8 protein-coding genes and 2 pseudogenes are annotated in these 8,082 nt (G+C 62.2%); 4 read left to right on the plus strand and 6 right to left on the minus strand.

Annotation, left to right across the window (positions count from 1 at the left end; genetic code table 11):
* Window positions 1-81: 81 nt before the first annotated feature.
* From EN893_RS10585 to EN893_RS10605, 5 genes are all read right to left on the minus strand, one after another.
* Window positions 82-1,485 (minus strand): FAD-binding oxidoreductase, encoded by a 1,404-nt coding sequence (locus EN893_RS10585; protein ID WP_127268479.1) that lies wholly within the window; start codon window positions 1,483-1,485, stop codon window positions 82-84.
* Window positions 1,485-2,777, minus strand: a complete 1,293-nt coding sequence (locus EN893_RS10590; RefSeq protein ID WP_127268480.1) for a cytosine deaminase — start codon at window positions 2,775-2,777, stop codon at window positions 1,485-1,487. The genes EN893_RS10585 and EN893_RS10590 overlap by 1 nt, the downstream gene beginning before the upstream one ends.
* A gap of 186 nt (window positions 2,778-2,963) precedes the next feature.
* Complete coding sequence (locus EN893_RS10595) at window positions 2,964-3,815, minus strand: ABC transporter permease (RefSeq protein ID WP_127268481.1); 852 nt, start codon at window positions 3,813-3,815, stop codon at window positions 2,964-2,966.
* Window positions 3,802-4,629: an ABC transporter ATP-binding protein gene (locus EN893_RS10600; protein ID WP_127272562.1), complete on the minus strand. Its 828-nt coding sequence runs from the start codon at window positions 4,627-4,629 to the stop codon at window positions 3,802-3,804. The genes EN893_RS10595 and EN893_RS10600 overlap by 14 nt, the downstream gene beginning before the upstream one ends.
* A 12-nt stretch (window positions 4,630-4,641) precedes the next feature.
* Complete coding sequence (locus EN893_RS10605) at window positions 4,642-5,646, minus strand: ABC transporter substrate-binding protein (RefSeq protein WP_127272561.1); 1,005 nt, start codon at window positions 5,644-5,646, stop codon at window positions 4,642-4,644.
* 265 nt (window positions 5,647-5,911) lie between these two features.
* On the opposite strand from EN893_RS10605, the gene EN893_RS10610 reads away from it, so the two are divergent.
* From EN893_RS10610 to EN893_RS10625, 4 genes and pseudogenes are all read left to right on the plus strand, one after another.
* Window positions 5,912-6,295, plus strand: a complete 384-nt coding sequence (locus tag EN893_RS10610; protein WP_127271694.1) for a RidA family protein — start codon at window positions 5,912-5,914, stop codon at window positions 6,293-6,295.
* A gap of 54 nt (window positions 6,296-6,349) precedes the next feature.
* The gene (locus EN893_RS10615; protein ID WP_127272560.1) at window positions 6,350-7,153 is read left to right on the plus strand and encodes a creatininase family protein; all 804 of its coding nucleotides are present in this window, start codon (window positions 6,350-6,352) and stop codon (window positions 7,151-7,153) included.
* A gap of 168 nt (window positions 7,154-7,321) precedes the next feature.
* Window positions 7,322-7,576, plus strand: coding sequence for a type II toxin-antitoxin system ParD family antitoxin (locus EN893_RS10620; RefSeq protein ID WP_127271993.1), 255 nt, complete (start codon window positions 7,322-7,324; stop codon window positions 7,574-7,576).
* Window positions 7,576-7,873, plus strand: a pseudogene (locus EN893_RS10625) (type II toxin-antitoxin system RelE/ParE family toxin). The gene EN893_RS10620 and the pseudogene EN893_RS10625 overlap by 1 nt, the downstream one beginning before the upstream one ends.
* Before the next feature lie 22 nt (window positions 7,874-7,895).
* Here the strand turns inward: EN893_RS10625 and EN893_RS10630 are convergent.
* Window positions 7,896-8,082 (minus strand): annotated as a pseudogene (locus EN893_RS10630) (protein tyrosine phosphatase); the annotation flags it as partial.

The following is an 8,082-nucleotide window of genomic DNA, read 5'->3' on the forward strand; positions in this document are numbered from 1 at the left end:
AACGGGGAAACCGCCAATCTCCCCCCTTGAGGGGGAGATGGCCGGCAGGCCAGAGGGGGGTGCAGCGCCACACGCTGGTCATCAGCTTGCCCTCTGCAGCCCCTTGAAAAGGAATGTCCGGCCCGACCGGTAGTCATAGTCCGGGTTCTCCCAGGCGATCATCTTGCCGGGGTTGAGCAGGCCTTGCGGATCGGTTTCGCGCTTGAAGGCAAGCTGCACCGCGTCGGTCTGCTTCATGCCGCCCTCTTCCAGCGTGTAGCGATGCGGGTTGAAGATCGGGCAGCCATTCGCTTCATGCAGACGCACGATCTCGTCGAGCCGCGCCTCGGTGGTGAACTTGACCAGCGGCAGGCCGAAGCAGGTGATGTTGCCGTCCAGCCGTACGAACTCCAGATGCGAGAACACCTCGCCGGGAAACATCGCATCCATCTTCTCGACCAGCGCCAGCTGGTTGGGAAAGGGATAGAGCGACTGCAGATAGGTAATCGAAGGATCGACGCGCAGCGCCCTCAGCGTGGTGTGGTTCCAGGCCAATTCATAGGCCGGCGGCAGGCCCTTTTTCTCGTCCGGCGTCGCCGTGGCCGCATTGTAGATCACCTCGCCACCGGCACGGCGGGTGAAGGCAAGGAAAGCGTCCAGCCCGTGCCGCGCCACCATGACGACGCAGATGCTTTGCCCTTCCCGGAGGAACTTCTGGTGCCGCTTGAAATAGAGTTGCGGCACGGGTGCGGCTATCGGCGTGATCAGCTTGGTCAGGATACCGTCCTGACATGCCAGCGCATTGCCATACCGGGCGACATCCATGAAAGCGTCGAAGCCAACGATGACATCGATCCATTCATAGGCCGCGGTCAGCGGCATCTCGACCTCCGATATGATGCCGTTGGTGCCATAGGCGTGGGTGACCTTGTGCAGATCCTCGCCGGTGAGTTCGAGCGCTTTCGGTTCGGCCTCCATCGTCACCACACGCAGGCGCAGCACATTGCCGAAATCGCGCAGGCCGCCGAAATTGATCGAACCGACGCCGCCCGAACCGCCGGCGATGAAGCCGCCGATCGAAGCGGTGTTGTAGGTGGACGGCGACAGCCGCAGTTCCTGCCCGGAATGCGCCCGCGTTGCCTTGTCGATATCGGCCAGGATGGCCCCCGGCCCGGTCACCACGCGACCTGGCGCGATCGACTTGATCTCGTTCATCTCGGCAAGGTTGAGCACGACGCCGCCGGAGAGCGGCATCGCCTGGCCGTAATTGCCGGTGCCGCTGCCGCGCGGCGTCACCGGCACGCCATGGCGGTGACAGGCGGCAAGCACGCGGATCAGTTCGGCCTCGTTCTTCGGCGTCACGATCAGGTCGCCGGTGACATGGTCCAACTGCTGCTTCAACACCGGGCTGTACCAGTAGAAATCGCGGCTCTTCTGCTGGACGATGGCCGGATTGTCGTCGACCTTCAGGCCTTCGAGATCGCGTTTGAGCGCCGAAACGTCCATTATCCCACCATCAGTTCGTCGAGTTCGGCATAGTCGGGCAATTGCCGGTCGATCGCCTTGCCGCCGCGCACCACGATGCGATCCGATTCGGGTCGCGAGAGCAATTCCGTCCAGCTTCGGCCTTTGAACAGGATGAAATCGGCATCGCCGCCGGCGGCAAGCGTGCCGAAGCCATCAAGCCGCATCACCTTGGCCGGCGTCGCGGTGACCGCTTGCGGCCAGTCGGCGACCGGATGGTCCAAATGCAGGATGCGCGTCGCCATGCGGTAGACCTCCAGCATGTCGAGATCGCCATAGGCGTAGAAGGGATCACGCGTGTTGTCGGAAGCGACTGCCACCGGAATGCCCCTCGCCTTCATCTCGTGCAGCAGCGTCACACCGCGCCAGCGCGGCGTGGTTTGGTCGCCGCGCCGGTCCTGCAGATAGAGATTGCACATCGGCAGCGAGACGACGGCGAGCCCGGCCTTCGCCACTTTGTCCAGCGTATCGAGCACATCGAGGTCCGGCTGGCGCGCGAGCGAGCAGCAATGGCCGACGAGGATCTTTCCTTCGAAACCGTTCCAGAGAGCGGCCTCGGCGATCTTCTTCAACGATATGGCGGAGATATCATCGGTCTCGTCGGCATGGAAATCGAGATCGAGGCCATGCTTGATCGCTTGCGCGAAGACATGGTCGAGCAGTTCTTCGAGGTCCGGCACCATATAGGTGACGACACCGAGCACGCCCTTTGCCGCGGCAACCCTTTTTGCCAGTCTGTCGAACCACTTTTTGTCGCGCACGCCTTCGATGCCGAGCAAACAGGCGCCCTGCAATTCGATACGGCCGCACCATGCCTCGCGCATCGTCTCGAACACTGGCCAGGAGATCTCCTCCTGCGGCGCGACGCTGTCGATGTGGGTGCGCAGCGCCCGGGTGCCATGGGCGTAGGCGCAGCGCAGTGAAAAATCCATCCGCCGCGCCAAATCCTCGGCGCTCCAGCGTGCCACGCGATCGGCTCCGGCGGCATTCAGCGCGCCCATGAAGGTGCCATCGGGATTTGGTTTCCGCGGCCAGATATGGCCTTTGTCGATATGCGTGTGGCAGTCGACGAAGCATGGGAGGATTATACGGCCGGCGAGGTCAATCGCATCGGCGGATCGGCCATGCGCGGTGATGCTGGAAATCTTCCCGTCGGCCACAGCGATGTCGGCAAGCCCGAAGCCGTCAGCATCGAAGGGCGCGGAAAGGCCTGGTGCCAGTGAGCGATGAAGGCGAACATTGGCGAGATGGTAAGAGCCGAAGGTTGGTATCAAGCGTTGCCCCCCTCTGTCCTGCCGGACATCTCCCCCTCAAGGGGGGAGATTGGCAGCGTCCGCGCCGGATCTTTTTTTTCAACGTTGGAGATTGGCGAAGGTCGTGACAACAGCCAATCTCCCCCCTTGAGGGGGAGATGTCCGGCAGGACAGAGGGGGGCGCTTCGCGCCAACCTTTCAGTCATCCTAGCGCTCCTGCTTCAGCGCGCTTTCGTGCCAGCGCCGCAAAATGAGATGCGAAATCAGCGACAGCACGAGGAAGATCAAAATGCCGGTCAGCGAGATCAGGAACAGCGCCGCGAACAGCCGCGGCGCGTTGAGCCGGTAGCCGGCCTCGATGATGCGCGAGGCAAGGCCGGACGACTGGCCGGTGGTGCCGGCGACGAACTCCGCCACCACCGCGCCGATCAGCGACAGGCCTCCGGCGATCTTCAGCCCACCGAGGAAATAGGGCATCGCGGCCGGCAGCCTGAGATAGCGCAGTTGCTGCCAGCGCGTCGCGCCGTTGAGCTTGAACATGTCGCGCAGATTGCGGTCGACGGAGTTGAGGCCAAGCGTGGTGTTGGACAGGATCGGAAAGAAGGCGACGATCCAGGCGCACAGCAGAAGCTTGGTCGTCTGGTCGTTCACATAGATGTTGATCAGCGGAAAGATCGCCACGATCGGCGTCACCTGCAGCACGATGGCGAAGGGGAAGAACGACATCTCCACCCATTTCGATTGTGCGAACAGCACCGCCAGCCCGACCCCGCCGATGACCGCCAGAGCCAGGCTGAGGAAGGTGATGCGCAAGGTCACCAGCAGCGAGGAAAACAGCAAGCCGGCATCGTTGTAGAGTGTCCACAGAACCACGCCCGGGCGTGGCAGGATGTATTGCGGAATCTCATTCCAGACGCAGATGCGATCCCACAGCCAGATCGCCAGGATCATGATCGCCAGCGGCAGCACCCATCGGCCGATCCGCTCGAACCGCGCCTGGCGCACGCGGCGCGCCTCCTCGGGGTCGAGTTCGAGCGCCCGCTCGTCAATGGCCGTCATGATGCGCGCCTGCTGTTGAATTGATGGCCTTGACCAGCACATCGGAAGCCTGACGGCACAGTGCCGCATAGTCGGGCGAGGTGCGAAACGCCTCATCGCGCGGATAGGAGGCCTCGATGGCAAGTTCGTCGAACACCCGGCCCGGCCGCGCCGCCATGACAACGACGCGGTTGGACAGGAACACGCTTTCAAAGACGCTGTGGGTGACGAAGACGACGGTGAAGCGTTCGTCCTGCCACAGTTCCAGGAGATCATTGTTGAGCTTGAAGCGGGTGATCTCGTCGAGTGCCGCGAACGGTTCGTCCATCAGCAGCACGCGCGGTTTGGTCACCATGGCGCGTGCGATCGAGACGCGCATCTTCATGCCGCCGGACAGTTCGCGCGGCACCGCGTCTTCGAAACCGGTCAGGTGAACCCGCGCCAGCATTTCCGTCACCGCAGGTGCCGCCTTGGCACGGGAAATACCTTTCAGCCGCAGCGGCAGCCAGACATTGTCGAAGATGTTGGCCCAGGGCAGCAGCGTCGGCTCCTGAAAGACGAAGCCGATGTTCGAGCGGTCAGCTGAGCCGCCGCCGCGCCAGTCGAGCACGCCGGAGGTCGGCGTCGACAGGCCGGCGATCAGCCGCAGCGCCGTCGACTTGCCGCAACCCGACGGCCCGAGCAGGCTGAGGAAATCGCCTTCCCTGATGGTCAGGTCGACATCGTTGAGCGCCGTCACGCCGTTGGAGAAAACCTTGCCGACGCCACGCAGCGCCAGAAGCGTCGGGGCCGCACCCGATGCAGCCGGCGCTTGCGCCACCTTTTCCCTTATCATACCGGGACCGGCCTATTTCTTCAGCTCGAGCCCGACGCCTTTGTTGATGAAGGTCAGCGTGTAGGCCTTCTTGATGTCGATGCCGGCTGGCGTGACCTTGGCCTTGACCATCTTGTCGTAGAAATTCTTGATCCGCTCGTCGGTCATGGCGCCGATGCCGAGCTTTTCGGTGTCGCCGGAATCGGCAAGGCCGAACTTCTTCATCTGCTCGATCGAGAACGCGATCTGCTCGTCGCTCATATCGGGATTGTCTTTCTTGATCATGTCGTTGGCGGCCTTGTTGTCGCCGTACAGATATTTGTACCAGCCCTTGGCCGAGCCATCGACGAAGCACTGGACCACCTCCGGCTTCTTGTCGATCGTATCCTGCATCACCTCGATCGTCGTCGAATAGGTGTCCCAGCCATAGTCGGCGAGCAGGAACTGGTTCGGCACGAAGCCGCCTTCCTTCTTGACCGCGAACGGCTCCGAGGTGACGTAGCCCTGCTGGATCGACTTCTTGTTGGCGAGGAAGGGAGCGGTGTTGTAGGTGTAGGGCGCGCGCTTGGAAGCGTCGAAGCCGAGTTCGATGACCATCCACTGGAAGAAGGTCTGCACGCCCTCGTCGCCCAATATGTACTGGTCGGCGTTCTTCAGGTCCTCCCATTTGTCGAGCCCTTCGCCGGGGTGGGACATGATGACCTGCGGGTCCTTCTGGAAGTCCGCCGCCACCACGCGCATGGGAATGCCTTGCTGGACGGCATCGAAAGCCGACAGCAGATTGCCGCCCATGTAGAAATCGATCTTGCCGGCCAGCAGCAGCGGTCGGCCGCTGACCTGCGGACCGCCCTGCATGATGGTGACGTCGAGGCCGCAGGCGGCGTAGGTGCCGTCCGCCACGGACTGATAATATCCACCATGCTCCGGCTGGGCCAACCAGTTGGTGCCGAAGGTGACTTTCTCATTCGCAGCAGCACCCAGCGTGCTGGCTGCAAGCAGGGCCACCGCCGCCACCGAGATCTTCTGTTTTCCGTACATCCACACCACCCTCTGTTTGCTCCGGCGCGCCACGCGCCAGGCTCGACACCAAAGATTCAAGAAGCAAGACACATGCCACCGGCGTCTGGCGCCGGGGCCGCCCGCTTGAAAGACGTTGCCATGCCAAGCGCGGACGGGTCATGCTGTACGAAAGGCATCGTGCCTATTTTTTGAACGGCTGTCCACAATCGCCCGGGCAACATGCACCGCCATCTTGAAGGTGTAATGGGTCCGGCTTTAGGCTGGCGGCACCCAGGAGATTGCCATGTTCAGATTCCTCACCCCGAAGTCGATCAAGCCGCCCTTTGCCCGCTACAGCCACGGCGTCGAGGTACCGCCTGGAAAGCGGCTGGTGCTGTGCTCGGGTCAGGTTGCCATAACCGCGGACGACCAGATTCCCGAAGAGGCCGGCGCGCAGGCCGAACTCTGCTTCCGCAACATCGAAGCGATCCTCGGCGAAGCCGGGCTGGGCCTACGCGACATCATCCGTATCAACGCCTATGTCACCGACCGCGCGCATCTGCGGCCCTATATGGATGTCCGCGACCGGCTGTTTTCCAGCCCCGCGCCGGCCTCGACGCTGATGATCGTCTCCGGCTTTGCCCGACCCGAATTCAAGGTCGAGGTCGAGGCTATCGCGGCCGGGTGATCGACAGACAACCTCCGCCGCGCTAGGTCTGGCCGTTCATCGAAGAGGCATGACATGACTGTTGCGAAGAAACGCGTGTGGTGGGGCGACTACCGGACCACCGAATACGCCTCGATCGATCCGGAGGCGACGATCGCCGTGCTGCCGGTGGCGGCGATCGAGCAGCATGGCCCGCATCTGCCTGTCTCGACCGACACCTCGATCATGAACGGCATGCTCGACACGGTCATTTCGCGTCTGCCCGACGATCTCGACATCCGCATCCTGCCGGTTCAGGCGGTGGGCAAGTCGAACGAACATCTGCACGCGCCGGGCACCCTCACTTTGCCGGCAACGACGCTGATCGAAGCCTGGACCGAGCTTGGCCTGTCGATCGCGCGCGCTGGCGTGCGCAAGCTGGTCGTGGTCAATTCGCATGGCGGCAACGAGGAGATCATGGGCATCGTCACGCGCGAATTGCGCGTGCGCGGAAAGATGCTGGCGGTAAAGACCAGCTGGCAACGGTTCGGCCGCCCGGCCGGCATGTACACCGAACTGGAGGACCGCCACGGCATCCATGGCGGCGATGTCGAGACCTCGCTGATGCTGCATTTCCGGCCGGACCTCGTCGACATGGCCAAGGCCGACAATTTCGTTTCCAATGTCGCCAAAGCCGAAAACGAACTTTCGCTCCTGCGCCACACCGGCACCCATGCCTTCGCCTGGATCGCCAGCGATCTCAACCCGAACGGCGTCGTCGGCGATGCCAGCATCGCGACGGCGGAGAAGGGCCGGCTGACGGCGGAATATCAGGCCGACGGCTTCATCAGCCTGCTGCGGGATGTGCGCAAGGCGAAGCTCGCGGACTGGTTGACGTAGCCTCCAAACCAGTGGTCTGGCATCGAAAGGCAAGCGCTGTCCTCTTGAACAAACCAGGCGACGGAGGGCGTATCTGACAATCGCGCTTTTGGACAAGAGATTTCCGCACAAGAGATTTTGACAAACTTTGCCAAAACGGACCATACTGGACGAGATATGGAGGCCAGTATGGCAACGATGAACGTATCATTGCCCGACCCGATGAAAGATTGGGTGGAGGCGCAAACCGAAACGGGCCGTTACGCCAACGCGAGCGACTATGTGCGCGATTTGATCCGTCGGGATCAGGAGCGCAATGACAAGATTGCCGCCATGCAGCGCTTTGTCGACGATGGCTTGAAGAGTGGCATCGGCAATCGATCCAGGGACGCGCTTTTCACGGAGGCGGTTAAACGCGCTGAAAAGCCATCCGGCAATGGGTAGTGGGATTTCGCCTTTCTTTAGCTGCGGAAGAGGACATCGTCGGTATTGCCGAGCAAGGGGTGCGCCTGTTCGGGCGCTGTGCAGGCCAGACAGTATCATGACGAGTTGTTCACGATCTTTGACCTGATCGCTGCCAGTCCCCGAATAGCGCGGGAGCGGCTTGAATTGGCGCCACCGATGCGTATCCATCCCTTCAAAGCCCATCTTGTCGTCTACCGGATCGAAGCCGACGACGACGTGTTCATTGTCCGGATACGGCACGGGCATGAAGATTGGGCGAATGAAGGCACCCGATAATCGAACAACGACATGGGGGCAGCTAGCTGTCGATCCTCAGCGCGAAGGGCGTGCCTTCAAAGGCATCCGCACCGCGGCCGATCGATTCGATCGCCTCGATCATGCGGCCGTTGCGATCAAGCAGCGCATCGGCCACCGCGATCAGTCGCGGATTGGGTGTTGCCGAGGGCGACAGCGCCCGCAGCGTCCGCGCCAATTCGGCCTCGTCG

It is taken from the genome of Mesorhizobium sp. M7A.F.Ca.CA.004.04.2.1, assembly GCF_004022825.1.
Taxonomy (GTDB): Bacteria; Pseudomonadota; Alphaproteobacteria; order Rhizobiales; family Rhizobiaceae; genus Mesorhizobium.

Coding starts and splice junctions, on each gene's coding strand:
- EN893_RS10585 (WP_127268479.1), bottom strand. CDS start 1,485: ATGGACGTTTCGGCGCTCAAACGCGATCTCGAAGGCCTGAAGGTCGAC.
- EN893_RS10595 (WP_127268481.1), bottom strand. CDS start 3,815: ATGACGGCCATTGACGAGCGGGCGCTCGAACTCGACCCCGAGGAGGCG.
- EN893_RS10600 (WP_127272562.1), bottom strand. CDS start 4,629: ATGATAAGGGAAAAGGTGGCGCAAGCGCCGGCTGCATCGGGTGCGGCC.
- EN893_RS10605 (WP_127272561.1), bottom strand. CDS start 5,646: ATGTACGGAAAACAGAAGATCTCGGTGGCGGCGGTGGCCCTGCTTGCA.
- EN893_RS10610 (WP_127271694.1), top strand. CDS start 5,912: ATGTTCAGATTCCTCACCCCGAAGTCGATCAAGCCGCCCTTTGCCCGC.
- EN893_RS10615 (WP_127272560.1), top strand. CDS start 6,350: ATGACTGTTGCGAAGAAACGCGTGTGGTGGGGCGACTACCGGACCACC.
- EN893_RS10620 (WP_127271993.1), top strand. CDS start 7,322: ATGGCAACGATGAACGTATCATTGCCCGACCCGATGAAAGATTGGGTG.